We start from the raw sequence: 13,818 nt of genomic DNA on the forward strand, positions 1-13,818 counted from the left end.
GAGATCGTCTCCGAGGCTGTTGACGACAAAATTAAGCAGGTGCTCTTCCTCTACCTTGTTGTCTGCTTGGGTAGGCTTCACACCGCATCCAAGCAGACGCTTACTCTAACCCGATGTGATCGACTGAGTCTAGTTCTACTCGCTTTGGGTACGGCAGAACTCGGCGGTGCTATCGATATATTTCCTGTAGTTGGCTACATTCTCGTCCTCTGGATAATTGCCCTTCTCATGTGGTTATACGGAAGATAGCAATCGTAACTGAAATCCATCTTCGAGCGAGTGCTCTCGTTCGGCGATATCCGCATATACACCGCCGGGACGAGTACGGAAGATATCACGTTCCAGGATGTCCCCAATCCGGTGCGGATCAAACCTACACTGACACGGCTACTCGATGAACAATGTCCTCAAAGAGACGATCTTCAGATGATCGATGACCCCCCGCAAGAAACAGGGGATGACCAACTCCGAACACAGTACTTCGATCAGCAAGACCCGAGTAATCCAAGCATTGGAGAATCAACGTTCCTCAAAACACTCGAACCGGAGAGATCAATCTCACAGCCCCTATACCACCCCCAATCAGTATATCCAGTAATACTGCCCAGTGTTACTGGTCAAAATGCGCAGTATGATCGGACAGTCTGACGAGTATTTATGTGGGTGGGGCAAGATTATTAGATTAGATGATACCGTACACGGTTTGGTCGGAGGCTGGTGGCGTCGGGAAAACGACGTTCACTGCAACCCTTGCTCGCGCGCACACCAACCGAGGTCAGAAGGTTCTCGCAATTGACATGGACCCACAGGACGGTGGTCTGACTCATCATTTCGGGCTCGACGGCCACAAGTCCGACGCTGAAGCCGACAATCTCGTGCTCCATATGATCGGTCGGCCACGTGGCGAGTTTGACGATCTTATCCGAACCAGCGAAGGTATTGACGTAATTCCGAGTCACAATACTCTCGGGAATCTCACAGACTTGCTTTCGAAGGCGGCTGAACTCGAAGAAGACACTCACCCTGACCCCGATTACACCTTCGAAAAGGAGACGCAACTTCGCCGCGTGCTCGTCGATGCCGACGTGCCGTCGACGTATGACACAATCATCATCGACCCGCCAGCCTCAGAAGGACAACATCTCTACAATGCCGTTTATGCAACGTCGAACCTGCTCATCCCGTTCGAACCCTCTCCAAAAGGTGAGCGGAGTATTCAGGGGCTTCGCAATGTGGTGAATGGACTCGAGACAGAACTCGGCAATATCGACGTTGGCGTGATTGGTGCAGTGCCGAACAAGCTCAAAGGGACCAATATCAACCAGAAATATCTTGACGCCCTAGAAGATGAATCACTCCCGATCGCACCGATATCGATCGGCGAGCGGGGATCAATGCTTGGCGATGCGTGGGACAACCAAGTTTCAATCTACGAACTCGCGGAAAACGATGAGTATCGCGACCTCCGTGACTACGAACAACCAACTCTCGAGAAATTCGACGAACTGGTCGAATACATCACTGACCAGTTCACAGAGGTGCCAGCATGAAAGAGGGTGGTCAGGATCCGTTCGCTGATGAATCGAATGACGACGACCACGATGACAAACCAACGTCACAGACCCGTAAGACTGACCAGTCTGACCAAGCAGGGCAGTCGGAAACAATAGCGCAGCCCTCCAGTAATACTGGACAGTTTGACCGGTCAGACTTACCACGAATAGTGGTTCGAGACAGGGTGAAAGACGATCGTGACGACGTGCATCAACTGTTCGTCTACGAGGACACCCACACCAAGGAAACGGATGCACGGCGGGAACTCAACGACCGGTTCGACACTGATATCTACAAACTCGACGCTCGTGAAGCAATCTATCGTGCCGGAATGCAAAATCTCGATGATGCTGAGGAGATCCTTCGTGAGTGGGGTGCAGATATCTAGACGGTGTTCAAAAACGCTCGAATCAGGGAGTTCAACCTTGCATCCTCTGTGACATCACCAGACAGTTTAACCAGTAACACTGGCCAGTATTACTGGTCGAATGAGCAGTATGATTGAACAATCTGACGGATAATTATGTGGGTGGGACGAGATGATTAGGGGAGGCGCTCGGTAGCCGATTTGAGGTCGTCTGTGTCTTGCCAGTGGATAGTTCGGTCAGCGTTTTCGAGCAATTGGAGGTGGGAGGCTGCCATTCCATTATTGAAGTGCGCTCGGTTCGTTTCCGCATCACCGTAGTCACGCTTGAGAACCCAGACCGTCTCACGAATTTCCTGATGGAACAAGTATCCCATCTCCCAAACGTGCCCCCCTTCGTAGTCTTCAACCACGAGTATAATATGAGTCGCACGGTCACACAGCTGTTCGTACATTGAGGCCCAGAGTGAAAGATCGTCAGGCGTCAACCCAAAGTCTTCTAACCGAAACGCTGTCGCACTCGGGCGGTCGTCAAGCCAGTTATAGACGCTCATCCGGCGGTCAGCGGCATCGGTATCCCCCCCTTCCCCTAGAATAAGATATCGCCGGTCAGCGTATGCGAGTGTTTGGAACTGGTTGCTGTGCAGGAGCGACTTGAGTTTCTCATGCTCCTCGTAATCAAGCGCCAAGCCTTCGATATCAATAAAATCCGGATCAATCCCTTCGTCGTCATCCATTATATCATGGAATCGCCGCATAGGTATTGTAACTACTGGTTTAGATATTGTCCTATCTAGACGCGCAACTACTGGTTCAATTAGCAGCCTAAAAAATCGGAGTTTTTATGCTGGAGGATCCGCTATCTACACGCATGAATCCAACGGCCAATCCCGACCCTAAAAACGATACCTGGCGTACCCTCCAAACTGTGACCGAAGAGAGCCGAGCGAATATCATCGCAGACATCGTGGGGCACCCAGATGGAGCCCCTAGCGTTGATGAACTCACCAAAACGAATCCAAGTCTCAAGAAAGACACGATCCGTGGACACCTCTCCGTATTAAAAGAGGCAAACGTCGTCGAAGAGCTCATCATCCCAGTTGGAGAGCGAACACGAGGATACCCGTACAAGTTCTACCAGCTGACCGATGAAGCAAGAGAGCTCTTCGATAAGAACGGGTTGTTTCCCGAAAGCGCCTGGAAACGACAGTATGACCGCCTGAAGAAAGACCCAGAACTGCAAGAACTAGAAGCAATGCCGCGTCCAGATACAGACGAATCCAGAGAGCGAAGCGACAAAGTCACTGCTGATTAACTCTCGAAGGCGCTCGCGAGTCGCTCACGCATGAACTCTCGACGATACTGCCGCCGTTCTTCTTCTGACAGGTAGTTTTTCAGGACAACACTCGGGTCGGAACTCCCCTGGTCGACCGCAATCGCATCGAGGTTCTCGAGGAGATCCGTTTGGGAGTCGAGATATGTCGTGTACCAGAACCGGCGTCCCATCTTCGACGTGGGCGTCTCCCCACGAACACGGACGTCAGCACGCTCTGCAAGCCGCTGGAAGCGTGCCTGGACCGTTTCACCCACGATATGGCCGCTTGCGGCCGCCGTCGAGGGGAACAGGTACCCGTTCCAGTCTCGATCAGACGCACCTAACGCGTCGAGACGATCATTGAGTGTCTCACGGCCGTAGATCAGTGCGACCGTCCCTGGTCCGTTCTTGCGCTCGTCAAAGTGAATGTGAGGATCCTCTCCCTCGAGAACGAGTTGGGAGACATGCAACGACGCGACCTCGTTCCGACGGAGTCCCCATGCACACAGCGCCAGGACGAGGAGTTCATCACTCGCTTCGTCGACGGCGTCGTAGATCCGCCACACTTGTTCGCTCGAGAGGGCTGCATTATCGGGTTCAGAACGTTGCCAGCCGTATTCCATCTCGATAGTCCCTGCCGGGTTGTAGGCAGCTTTCCCTCGCCGCTGGAGGTGTTCGTAGAACTGCGAGACGTCGCCAAGGTAACGGAGCTTCGAGGCGTCACTCTCCAGGTCGTGATCGAGTTCATCGAAGGCGGCAAGCACCCGTTCGATCTCATCAGGTTGGGACTCGAGATCGGTGAGTCGGCCGACGAGATCAGCGCTGCCGTGGATATCGTGATACAGGCGCGCGTAGGTCACGAGCCGGGATCGCTTAGTAGTGATCGTTGATTCGGCAAGGTTCCGTCGCTGGTCGAGCGTTCGAATATACGCGTTCAGTTCGTTGATGGTGGTTTCGTCGTCGATATCCCAGGAGTTGGAATCCGAAGACGGCTCTTCATCGTAGCCGACTCCTGCGAGGAACGCCGAAAGTGTGAGGTCGTGATGTTCGCGAAGCGTGTAACAGATACCACCGTATCCGACGTCGAGCAGCTGCTGGTAGGTCGGTCGCGAATCGAGATCATAGCCCGCGCGTTCGAGTGCTGGTTCAATGTCGACGGTCCAAACATGTTGCAGTTCGTCGAGTGATTTCCGTGACCAGTTGATGTGTTCAGGCACGCGAATCACCGCTGAGAAGGTCGAGAAGGCGGATTACTTTGTTCTGGGTGGATTCTAAGAGTTGCATTACTGGCTAGTTCAGCATTTGTGTTTATTTGCCTAATATTTTGTGTAGTAGGGTGTCGCATGCGGACAACCAAGATATACAGCAATCCCGCTCTAATCGTGGACAACCATTGTAAACCATATAACGCTGTATACTTTTCCAAATTGATTTTTTATACTGGTATAGTATGGAGAGAAGGTAAAGGGCATAAGAGAGAAATGGTCTGTGTTACCCACTGGTGGTGATACTTCCTCTATGGGGCCGATGCATACAGAGGTTCTTGATCGCGTGCTCTTGTGCATTGAAACGAAGTCTTAACCCTTTCTGGAGAAACACTCTATCTATCATGGAAGGTCCCACCCGTCAACGTGAGCCGGAACGGGACATACCCATACAAGACCTGATGTCGGGCAGGTAGCTCAGCAATGCACAATCCAGACGTTCTTTCCGGACATTTCTCCGGCGGTGAAAACTAACACCGATCCAAATCAGCTCGTTATTCCGAAATTGTCTGATAATGTCCTGAAACAAAGTGTCTCAACACAGTGCCGCCGCTCACAAGTCGGGCGAACACGGGGGTTCTGGCGTTAATCAGGCGGATCGAGACCGTACCACTGCTTGGCGACGGTCAGGAATTGGTTCGCATCGACGCGCGGTGCGTACGACCTGTTCTCGCCGTCGATGGCGAGCTTCACCAGCAGGTCCACCAGCCGCCAGACGTTATACAGCACACATCTGATGTCGGCTAGCTTGATTTGTCATGCACAGCCTTCCTATTCATTCTAATACTCGCTCGCGTGTAGTAAACGAACGGGAATCACCATCAAGTCATCATCTCAGTATCGGACCCTTGCAATGCGAAATAAAGTGGCGTGAAACAGCGCCGCCGCTCACGAGTCGGGCGGACACGGGAAAGTGGCGGCGTCAGTCGGGTGGGTCGAGACCGTAGAATTGCTTCGCCACGGTCAGGAACTGGTTCGCATCCACTCGTGGCTTGTACGACCTGTTCTCGCCGTCGATGGCGAGCTTCACGAGTAAATCGACGAGTCGCCAGACGTTATACAGCACGCACGCGAACGCGAAGTTGAAGAACCGATAGTCGCTCTCGGTCGAGGTGGTCCGCACCATGAAATGCTTCTGCTTCTTAAAACCGTTCTCGATACCCCAACGACGGCGATACCACCGGATCAGCCGCTCGATCATGTGGATGAATTCCTTCCCGTCCATCTGCTGATCGTCGGCATCACGCGCCGTCACATACGGGTGGTTCGTCTCGAACACTACCGTCTCGGATGTGTCCACGTCTCCGTCCTGCGCTTTCTCCTTGCGCTCTTCGATTTCCTCTTCGCGCTGGATGTCCGCGAGCAGCCGCGAGAACGACATCCGCTCGCTTGATTCACCGTCCACGTCCTCGAACTCCCACTCGCCGCACAGCTCCGTCCACACTGCCGAGAGACTGTCGTCTTCGTCATCGTCGTCACCGCCCGAGTTCGAGTGCTGCGGGAGATAGATTTTCTTGCGTGTCGGCATGTCGTCATCGGATTCCTCCTCGACGACGTGGAAGCGTTTGCCGTTGCGGTACATCCACGCGATGGTCTCGGCCTCGTCACTACCTTCGAAAATGCGCGTCGGGTTCAGGAAGTGAACGCCATACTCTTCGCAAGTATCCTTCACTGGACCGCTATCGAACTCCCGATCCATCATCACGAGGTCGAGATTCACCATCTCGGTCGTGTGTTCGAGCAGTTTCTCCACGATCTCGTCTTTCGATTGACCTCGTTCGCGCGGGATGGCGTCGAGGACAAGCGGTACGTCCATCCCGACGATCTTGAGCACCGCCCACTGGTAATACTCGTTTCCATCCCTGTGTCCGAGGATATCGTCCTCATGGTCCTCGGTGTCACCAGTGAACGGAAATCCCTTGGTCACGTCGATGGCTGCCCAGAGCTTGCCCGTGAGTTCGCCGTTCTGTCGGGCGCGGGCGATGATCATCCGCGTGGTGTTCCGCAGCATTGTGCGAATGTCCGCAACCGAGTGCTTGCCGATCTGGTAGCGGTGGGTCGATCCAGTTGGAATACGTTCGCGTGTCGTATCAAGCGAGAACGAGGCTGGACCGCTGCGCGCGTACATGTCCTCGCGCATCCCCATGTAGGCGTGCTGCTCCCAGAAAGCGTTCTCGTGAATCTCCCAGTTCGGTCCTCGGTCAAGCGCGAACGCATCCGTGACGAACGGTTTCGCCTGCTGCCACACCTCGTTGGTTTTCTGTGCGAGCAGTTGGCGCTCCGGACAGTCAACGGAGTTTGATTCGCCCGCCTCGCTGGTGCTGACTCGCTCGGGTACGGAGACATCGCAGGCGCGTGCGGCCTTCACAATCCCCTCAGCACACGCCTGTACGGCGTCGCGGAGAGCTTCGCTGAAGCGGTGGTTCCACGCGCGCCAGAACGTCGATTGGTTTGGGAGTGTCTCGAACCCGAGCCTGCGGCGGAGAGATGGGTTTGCTCGGAGGTGGTCGTGGAGGGCGGTCTCGTCCCAGCCGTTGATCTCCTCGATGATGAACGCCCGCACCAGTAGCGCCATCGGATACGGTCCCGAGTACGGCGCTAACGAATCATGCGCGGCGAACGTGAGATGCTCAATCGGGAGCCGGGAGACCAACATCTCGATGTCACCGTAGTCCGTCGCGCGTTCGCACTGCGACTGTCCGATAGTCGTAACATCCGCAACGAATCCGTCGAGAGCATCGTCCGTCCCGTCGAGTTCGTCCTCGAAAAACCGAGTCTGTCCGTGATAATCGGTAGCGTCAGCGACGAGAGCCGCCGCAACCATCTCCGCCGTGTCGTTCAATCGGTTCGCGGCAGGTGGTTTCGCGTCGATACGTGCGTCCGTGTCGGGTGAATCCGCGTCCGACTCTGAATGTGAGTTCGCTCCCATGGCATCTGTCTCACCCGCCACCACGAGTCACCCGACAAGCAGACGCTGGGCAGTGTTGCCCAGTCAATCACGTCCTGTGGTGCGGTGAGTGCTGTGCCATAGGTTTTGTCGGGTACTCCGATACTACTGCTGACAGTCATATAATTGGCCTGGTTTACACCCGCGCCCTCGCTGGGTCTATCGTTGAGAGGGTTTGAATCGAACATCTCACACCACGTAGGCTCTTTTATTGCTGAAGAGAGTCTCTCTTCTCTCGAATACCAATGACTCTCGTTGTCGAGTTCGATCTGATCTCGGACCGATTACCGCTAACAGCGGTTGCCGCTACTGCTCCGGACTCAACTCTCAGAATTGATGACATTCTGATCTCCGAGCGCAGCCGGCCGGTGATCGTTTTCTGGGCCAAAGGTGGAACATTCGATACACTCGAACCGGCGCTCGACGAGACGGCGGTGGCGACGTACAGTGTACTCGGAACGACACAGAATCGTCGTCTCTATCGCGTGGAGTTATCCGAACAACCGCCAGCCATCTACACTGAGTTCGTTCGATTGGATACCGCCCCAATCAACGCGACAATCACGCCGACGGGATGGCGAGCACGTATCCGGTTTGCCGACCGTGAGGAACTCGCCGAATTCTACGACTCCTGTGAAACGTACGATATTACGTTTCGACTCGACCAGATATTCGAAGCCTCACCCGAGACCGACGACGAGTATGGCCTCACGCCAAAACAGCGCGAAACGTTGCTTGCTGCCCACGAAGCGGGCTATTTCTCGATTCCGCGAACTGGCTCCTTAGCGGAGATTGGGGCTGAATTCGGCGTGTCCGCACCGTCAGTCTCCGAACGACTTCGCCGCGCACAGGACCGACTCATTCGGCATACTGTCGCTCTCGACGAACGGCATTGATAAATACCACAACGAGTTAGGCTCAACACTCGTTCACCTACGAGGCCTACTCGTAGCTGTAATGGCGACCACTGACGCACCGATGCAGATCGATACTGATGCACAGACGTTCAGATACTACCGCCACGCCGTTGAGAAACACTGGGACCCTCACGACATCGACCTTGACGCCGACCGTGAGGCACTCGGCGAACTCGACGATGCAGCGTTCGAGGGATTGAAGCGCGCGCTCGCGCTGTTCGGTGCGGGAGAGGATGCCGTTGCGGAAGATCTCGCACCGCTGGCGGTCACGCTCGATGACTTCGAGGACCAGCTGTTCATCACGACCCAACTCTACGAAGAGGCCAAACACTCGGACTTCTTCGACCGGTACTGGCGTGAAGTGATCCACGCGGCGGAGGACGACCGTGGGCAGGAACACTCCTCGCCGGCTGACGAGCGGTGGTTCTCGGACGAATACGACGAGCTGTTCGAGCGCAACGAGGCTGCAATGGCCACACTGCTCGATGCGGACACGCCCGAAAACCGCGCGAAATCGTACTCACACTACCATATGACTGTCGAGGGTATCCTCGCCCAGACCGGCTACTACGGACTCACGCGCCAGTTCGACGAGGACACCTATCCTGACCTTCCCCATCTGCCGGGACTGGTCTCGGGCCTCACCTACATTCGCAGCGACGAAGGCCGCCACGTCGGCTTCGGGATGGCAAAGCTCAAAGAACTCATCCAGACCGAGCGCGTACAGCCAGCCGTCATCGAGGAGACTGTCGGTGACCTCTTGCCGTTGGTGCAGGCGGCGATTCCGAGCTACGAGCGCGCCGGTGACGAAGGCGTCACACCGACAGAACTCACCGACTACGCGACGAACAAACACGAACAGCGCATGCAGCAGATTACCGTCGCGAGCGAATCCATCCCCGACGTTGAGGAGTTGACCTCGCTCGCGGATTGACGCTCCATTCGGTGAATCGACGCTGAATCAGCACAAACGACACGAATCCCATTCGGCCCGGCCATTTCGCAATATCCAGACACCAATGTCAACACTTACTAATTTTCCACTCAATCCGGTCGCACCGATGCGTAACCGCTCGTGCGAGATAGTGGATACAATCACAGAACCGCTCCACAAGCTCTCGGTTACAAAAGAGCGACTCGACGAAGCTTCGACCGTTGAGGTGGGTCAGACACCGAGTGAGGTCGTCTCTACTGAGGACATGCTGGAGTTGCACCACTACGAGCCGAAGACAGACAAGCAAGACGACGTGCCGATTCTCGTGATCGCTGCACTCATCAACAAATCGTATATCCTCGATCTACAACCTGCTCGAAGCGTTATTCGCCATCTACTGGAAGACGGTCACGACGTGTACCTTCTCAAGTGGAACGAACCCTCGCGGTATGATGCGGGACTGACGTTCAGTGATTACGTCAACCGCTACATCGCCAATAGCGTCGACGAGGTGTGTAAGCGCTCGGGAGAGGAGTCGATCAATCTCCTCGGCTACTGTACGGGCGGGACGATGGCAGCGATGTATGCTGCACTCCACTCCGAGAAAGTGAACGCACTCGGGTTGATAGCCAGCCCTCTCTATCTCGACGATACTGGCGGGCTGCTCGAATTGTGGAGTGATGAGACGTACTACGATCCCGAAACCGTGATCGATATATATGGAAATATGCCGTCGGAACTGCTCTACGTGATTTTCACGCTGATGGACCCTATCGATAGCACGATTGGCAAGTACATCCGGCTGTATGAGAATCTGGGCGACGAAGAGTTCGTCATGAACTTCCTTCGGATGGAGCGATGGTTCTCAGACGGTATCGACGTGGCAGGCGAAACCTACATCCGACTAGTGGAGGACATATATCAAGATAACAAGCTATTCACGAATGATTTCTATCTCAACGGTGAACACGTCGATATTACGGAGATCGATATGCCTGTGCTTCAGATTACCGGTGAGGATGACCATCTCATCCCTTCCGAAGCGTCACAGCCATTCAGTGCCGTAATCGGTACCGACAACGTGAGTACTATCGAACACTCTACCGGACATATCGGACTGTTGTTTTCGAACAGTTCGCATGAAGACGTTTGGCCAGATGTTGCTGAGTGGTTCCACACATAGTCATCCAAGCTGAGACGAAATCGTCGAGGACGATTCAGTACTGACCCTTTGCATCGGAAACCAGCCTACTGAGAGTGATTTCAGCACACGTTATGAATGGAAAATTTGCTTCTCACGGAGGTCCTCGACGAAACCCGTGAGGTCGGCAAACGACCGCACAAGACGGTCGAGTTCGTGGGCGACTAACACGTCGTACTCCGCGACGTGCTCGCGGAGACGCTGGTACTCTTGTCGTGAGGTCGAGGCCCCGCTTTCGCCGAGGTCGCAGTACCAGTCGATTTGATTGTCTTCCTGATCGTCGTCGTACTTCGCGCGGATGGCGCGCATCTGTCGCTGTTCGTTCTGGTCGTCGGTCGAGACACGGACGTAGGCGGCGATTCGCATGGGTGTTCGGACGCGGATGGACGATGATGGCTACCACCAGAGGTGGATGAGCGAGACCGGGTTTTCACTACTGAAAGAAGACGACGGCGATAAGCTACGCTCGCGGAGCTGGCACGGCCAGTTTCGCGAACTCACTCGCAAGTGCATCGTCCATAATCTATCGCAGGCGGCGAGTTGCGATCGCCGCCTGCTCTCTTTCTCCAGCGTATTGGTCAGAGGCATCGCCGTCGTCACAGAGATAAGTTTGAAGATGCGATTTTCTAATTATTCGATGAACGTCATCAGCGACAGCTGCTACATCTTCTGATCGGAGGATCGTGCGTCTCAGGCTGTTGAGCAGTAAATTACTGACCCCACCCCGACGCTGTCTTGCGTTCAACACGGCATCGTGCATTCTACACAAACAGCGTCAGCCCGTAGTCGGTGTATCTTCATCCGACCGAACTGCCATCCGACGGTCCGGGATGAGGTCGAACACTTCGTTCGTATCTCCCAGCACGAACAGCGCGTAGTACCGGAAGTACGTCTGGACGGGCACCTGCACGAACAGGAATGCCACGAACACCGACAGTCCGAACACAACCGCCAAAACTCCAAGCACGACTACCCCGACCGTCGAAAGATTACCGAAACCCCCTCCCACAAAGAGGACGAGCCCGGCAAGCAAGCCAAACGGGATCGCCAAGATGACGAGAATGAGCAAGCCGAAGAGTAACACGCCGAAACCGGCCACAATCGACAGGCCGAGCTCGACCAGCACGTAGAGCGCGTACTGTTTCCACTGGCCACGAAGCGTCGACCAAAACCGCCGCCACGCCGACAACACACCGCGATTCTCGACAAGCATAATCGGCACAACGAACATCGTCGTGAACCCATAGATCACTCCAGCAATGACGGCAACGAGAAACACCACCGCGATGAGCAAGAACACTGCACCGAGAATGGCACCAACATTCGGATCAGAACCATCAAAGAATGAAACGAACATCACTACGAAAGGAGTAGCGACGACAGCGAGCGTCAGAAGACCGAATAAAAGCCGGAAGCCGAACAACCGGAAACCCCGTCGCCAGTATCGGCGGAAGTTCTGTCGGATACTCACGTCATTGGAGCGGAGCGCTTCAACGAAAACGAACTCCATGACCGATCCAATAAAAACGAACGCGAAAACGAATATTACCACAACAGCAGCGATCACGAGAAGTATTGCAACGAGAGTATCCGGACTCACTCCGAAAGCACTCGATGGACCACCGGGTGTCGATGGCGATGACGGTACATTGGGACTGCTCGCTTGGAAGTTGAATCCCGATCCTGCTCCACCGATGAAAAAGACGATTAGGGCGAGGCGTAGCCAGCGATCCCGGTCGAACGGAAAGAGAAATTCTCGAGTTGCGCTGAAAGCGTCACCAACGGCATCGACCGCATACAGTGTCATATCCCACCTATCTCGTGGATAGTACCTTCGCTCTTGTGAAGGACATTGTTGGTGAGTCAGAGCACTTTTCGAAGAACGTGTTTCAACGCTTCTCGACCAGGTTTGCGGTAGATTTGCCGTCGTAGCTGAAACGCTCTCAGATAGTGCGTGAGCTTGTCCTTCGAAACCCCTCGATGAGGCGAGAGCCACGGTCGCACCAGCGACCCGTGGCTCTCGCAAGTGTTCACGTGAGCGTCTCCGTCGACGTACTCGTTATCCGCATGGATGACCGACTCGCGGTGGAACCGCTCGTCGTCATCCAACGGGTCGTATGCCCGAAATCCGTCCGTATAGACCGTGAGTGGCTCCTTCTCGCAGGTCGCGAGAAGGAGCCGAACCGTCGATTCCTTCGCCGATTTCGCGGGGATCACGTACCGCTTCCCGCTCCCGCGGTCGACGAGGGTGAACACCGGCGGTTTGTCACCCTCGTAGGTTCCACGCCCGCGCGTGGAGAGGCCACGCGAGCGCGACAGCCCGTCGCGCTCGCGACCCTTCAACCCGGCAGAAACGTACAGTTCGTCGATCTCGACGGGACCGCACAACTCGATCGAAGGCGCGTCGAGCGCTTTGGCGAAGCGCTCGACACGCCGGTGAAGTGTCTTGTACGAGAGGTCGAGTTCGGCGGTAAGTTGGCGGATACTGGTGTTGAAGCGGACGAACGTGTAGATCGCGAAGAGCCACTCGTCGAGCGCGATCTTCGCGTGCGCGAAGATCGTGCGGGTCTTGTCGTTGAAGGTTCGGTCACAATCCTTACAGAGATACCGCTGAAAGGCTCTGTAGCTGCCGTACTTGATCACCGACGAGGATCGGCAGCGCGGGCACTGGAGGCCGTCGCGCCAGCGGACCTGCTGGAGCAGGTCCGCGGCGCTCTCCTCCGAACTCAGGGCAGCGAATGGAAACATCCTACCGGGTGACGCTTCCGCGTCATCCTTGCCCGCTACGCTTTCTTAGCCATGGCTACTCCACCAACAATGTCCTTCACAAGAGCGTCTCAGTAAGCCCAACTCAGTGGCCCATCGTCGATCAGTTGCTTGTGGGCGCAACAGGGTGAGCGGGGTATGGGACCCGCTCATAGTGCGTCTGATATCGGCACGGCCTCGAGCGAGTCTGTCCGACAAGCGTGCCGTGCGGCTATCTGTCGCTCATCCTGGGTAATAGTCGTGACGATGACTCGCCTTGTGCAATATTTTGCCTTTCACAGAAAGAATTTGTTGCACAAGGTCCTGGCGAATTGCCGAACTGCCTCGTCTTGTTTTATTTTCTCACAAAGCTTGTGAAATCCCCGAAGGTCCCCGTATTCTCCGGTCGTCCCACAGTGAACGCATTGAGATGGCTCTGTTGAATCGCCCATCCGTCTTTAGCTAAGAGAAGAACCGCATGACAGCGGCGGCTTATCGGAGCTACTTTTCGGACGGATTGAGGAGGCAACGAGTGTGTCCAACGAAGCCTCCTCACAGGATGTTGAACGTCGGCTC

13 protein-coding genes and 2 pseudogenes are annotated in these 13,818 nt (G+C 55.2%); 8 read left to right on the forward strand and 7 right to left on the reverse strand.

Translation table 11 applies throughout. From position 1 onward, the window contains the following. From DVH23_RS24875 to DVH23_RS24880, 3 genes are all read left to right on the forward strand, one after another. On the forward strand, positions 1–249 hold a 249-nt coding region (locus DVH23_RS24875), incomplete at its 5' end, for a hypothetical protein (protein WP_232833899.1). Positions 250–686: 437 nt separating this feature from the next. After that, the gene (locus DVH23_RS22485) at positions 687–1,550 is read left to right on the forward strand and encodes a ParA family protein (protein WP_114579588.1); all 864 of its coding nucleotides are present in this window, start codon (positions 687–689) and stop codon (positions 1,548–1,550) included. 188 nt (positions 1,551–1,738) lie between these two features. Continuing rightward, complete coding sequence (locus DVH23_RS24880) at positions 1,739–1,942, forward strand: hypothetical protein (protein ID WP_232833900.1); 204 nt, start codon at positions 1,739–1,741, stop codon at positions 1,940–1,942. A 155-nt stretch (positions 1,943–2,097) separates the two neighbouring features. Here DVH23_RS24880 and DVH23_RS22495 read toward each other — a convergent pair whose 3' ends face one another. After that, on the reverse strand, positions 2,098–2,655 hold the full coding sequence (locus tag DVH23_RS22495) for a hypothetical protein (protein ID WP_232833901.1): 558 nt from the start codon (positions 2,653–2,655) through the stop codon (positions 2,098–2,100). A gap of 134 nt (positions 2,656–2,789) precedes the next feature. Here DVH23_RS22495 and DVH23_RS22500 point away from each other — a divergent pair, with 134 nt between their 5' ends. Further along, positions 2,790–3,233 (forward strand): ArsR family transcriptional regulator, encoded by a 444-nt coding sequence (locus DVH23_RS22500; RefSeq protein WP_232833902.1) that lies wholly within the window; start codon positions 2,790–2,792, stop codon positions 3,231–3,233. Here DVH23_RS22500 and DVH23_RS22505 read toward each other — a convergent pair. The 3 genes from DVH23_RS22505 to DVH23_RS22510 form a co-directional block, all read right to left on the reverse strand. After that, positions 3,230–4,450, reverse strand: coding sequence for a tyrosine-type recombinase/integrase (locus tag DVH23_RS22505; protein WP_198668068.1), 1,221 nt, complete (start codon positions 4,448–4,450; stop codon positions 3,230–3,232). The two genes, DVH23_RS22500 and DVH23_RS22505, sit on opposite strands and share 4 nt — an antisense overlap. Before the next feature lie 633 nt (positions 4,451–5,083). Further along, positions 5,084–5,227, reverse strand: a complete 144-nt coding sequence (locus DVH23_RS24000; RefSeq protein ID WP_157972584.1) for a hypothetical protein — start codon at positions 5,225–5,227, stop codon at positions 5,084–5,086. 193 nt (positions 5,228–5,420) lie between these two features. After that, positions 5,421–7,322, reverse strand: coding sequence for a transposase (locus DVH23_RS22510; protein ID WP_008422300.1), 1,902 nt, complete (start codon positions 7,320–7,322; stop codon positions 5,421–5,423). A 368-nt stretch (positions 7,323–7,690) separates the two neighbouring features. Between DVH23_RS22510 and DVH23_RS22515 the strand changes: the two genes are divergently transcribed. The 3 genes from DVH23_RS22515 to DVH23_RS22525 all read left to right on the forward strand — a co-directional run bounded on the left by DVH23_RS22515 (position 7,691) and on the right by DVH23_RS22525 (position 10,479). After that, on the forward strand, positions 7,691–8,341 hold the full coding sequence (locus tag DVH23_RS22515; protein ID WP_008422294.1) for a helix-turn-helix domain-containing protein: 651 nt from the start codon (positions 7,691–7,693) through the stop codon (positions 8,339–8,341). Between the two features lie 61 nt (positions 8,342–8,402). Further along, positions 8,403–9,296, forward strand: coding sequence for a ribonucleotide-diphosphate reductase subunit beta (locus DVH23_RS22520; protein WP_008422292.1), 894 nt, complete (start codon positions 8,403–8,405; stop codon positions 9,294–9,296). A 127-nt stretch (positions 9,297–9,423) separates the two neighbouring features. Beyond that, positions 9,424–10,479 carry an alpha/beta hydrolase gene (locus DVH23_RS22525; protein ID WP_198668069.1) on the forward strand — a complete coding sequence of 352 codons (1,056 nt, stop codon included), beginning with the start codon at positions 9,424–9,426 and terminating at the stop codon, positions 10,477–10,479. Between the two features lie 102 nt (positions 10,480–10,581). On the opposite strand, the pseudogene DVH23_RS22530 reads toward DVH23_RS22525, so the two are convergent. After that, positions 10,582–10,863 (reverse strand): annotated as a pseudogene (locus DVH23_RS22530) (recombinase family protein); the annotation flags it as partial. Between the two features lie 13 nt (positions 10,864–10,876). Between DVH23_RS22530 and DVH23_RS22535 the strand changes: the two are divergent. Further along, positions 10,877–11,038 (forward strand): annotated as a pseudogene (locus DVH23_RS22535) (transposase); the annotation flags it as partial. 234 nt (positions 11,039–11,272) lie between these two features. Here the strand turns inward: DVH23_RS22535 and DVH23_RS22540 are convergent. Then, positions 11,273–12,304 carry a DUF4013 domain-containing protein gene (locus tag DVH23_RS22540; RefSeq protein ID WP_114579592.1) on the reverse strand — a complete coding sequence of 344 codons (1,032 nt, stop codon included), beginning with the start codon at positions 12,302–12,304 and terminating at the stop codon, positions 11,273–11,275. A gap of 56 nt (positions 12,305–12,360) precedes the next feature. Continuing rightward, the gene (locus DVH23_RS22545; RefSeq protein ID WP_114579593.1) at positions 12,361–13,245 is read right to left on the reverse strand and encodes an IS1595 family transposase; all 885 of its coding nucleotides are present in this window, start codon (positions 13,243–13,245) and stop codon (positions 12,361–12,363) included. Positions 13,246–13,818 lie beyond the last annotated feature (573 nt).

Source organism: Saliphagus sp. LR7 (assembly GCF_003344565.1).
In the GTDB taxonomy this organism is placed as follows: domain Archaea; phylum Halobacteriota; class Halobacteria; order Halobacteriales; family Natrialbaceae; genus Saliphagus; species Saliphagus infecundisoli.

Excerpts from the sequence above, each read along its gene's own strand:
- DVH23_RS22485 (WP_114579588.1), top strand. The coding sequence starts at position 687 with ATGATACCGTACACGGTTTGGTCGGAGGCTGGTGGCGTCGGGAAAACG.
- DVH23_RS22495 (WP_232833901.1), bottom strand. The coding sequence starts at position 2,655 with ATGGATGACGACGAAGGGATTGATCCGGATTTTATTGATATCGAAGGC.
- DVH23_RS22500 (WP_232833902.1), top strand. The coding sequence starts at position 2,790 with ATGAATCCAACGGCCAATCCCGACCCTAAAAACGATACCTGGCGTACC.
- DVH23_RS22510 (WP_008422300.1), bottom strand. The coding sequence starts at position 7,322 with ATGGTTGCGGCGGCTCTCGTCGCTGACGCTACCGATTATCACGGACAG.
- DVH23_RS22515 (WP_008422294.1), top strand. The coding sequence starts at position 7,691 with ATGACTCTCGTTGTCGAGTTCGATCTGATCTCGGACCGATTACCGCTA.
- DVH23_RS22520 (WP_008422292.1), top strand. The coding sequence starts at position 8,403 with ATGGCGACCACTGACGCACCGATGCAGATCGATACTGATGCACAGACG.
- DVH23_RS22525 (WP_198668069.1), top strand. The coding sequence starts at position 9,424 with ATGCGTAACCGCTCGTGCGAGATAGTGGATACAATCACAGAACCGCTC.
- DVH23_RS22540 (WP_114579592.1), bottom strand. The coding sequence starts at position 12,304 with ATGACACTGTATGCGGTCGATGCCGTTGGTGACGCTTTCAGCGCAACT.
- DVH23_RS22545 (WP_114579593.1), bottom strand. The coding sequence starts at position 13,245 with ATGTTTCCATTCGCTGCCCTGAGTTCGGAGGAGAGCGCCGCGGACCTG.